Below are 391 nucleotides of genomic sequence, written 5' to 3'. Positions count from 1 at the left end.
GGTATCAAGAGAATTTTTACTTTCACAATTTACATTTACAGAGCTTGTTAAAGATGGAACGATTTCAATGTTCGTTGCGGTATTATTATTCTTAGTGCCCGCAAAAAGAAAATTTGCTCGAATTTTAGATTGGTCTATTGCAAAAGACTTACCATGGGGTATTTTATTACTATTTGGTGGTGGTTTAGCTGTAGCATCAGCTATTACAGAAAGTGGTTTAGATAAATGGATGGGTAAACAAATATCTAGCCTTGAAGGTATTAACATCATCTTGATTATCTTTATTGTTACACTGTTCGTACTATTCTTAACTGAGATTACATCGAATACAGCTACAGGAACAATGATATTACCGATTTTAGCGACTATAGCAGTGGGTATACACATACAT

The 391-nt window shown here is 33.5% G+C and carries 1 protein-coding gene; it reads left to right on the top strand.

Going from position 1 to position 391, the window contains the following annotated elements; all coding sequences use genetic code 11:
- The coding region (locus E4T88_RS17790) for an SLC13 family permease (RefSeq protein ID WP_185146767.1) at positions 1–391 on the top strand (391 nt) is incomplete at both ends.

This window comes from Dysgonomonas mossii, from assembly GCF_004569505.1.
Taxonomy (GTDB): domain Bacteria; phylum Bacteroidota; class Bacteroidia; order Bacteroidales; family Dysgonomonadaceae; genus Dysgonomonas.
The sequence above is the reverse complement of the archived record's forward strand: the minus strand, read 5'-3'. Positions and strand labels throughout refer to the sequence as shown.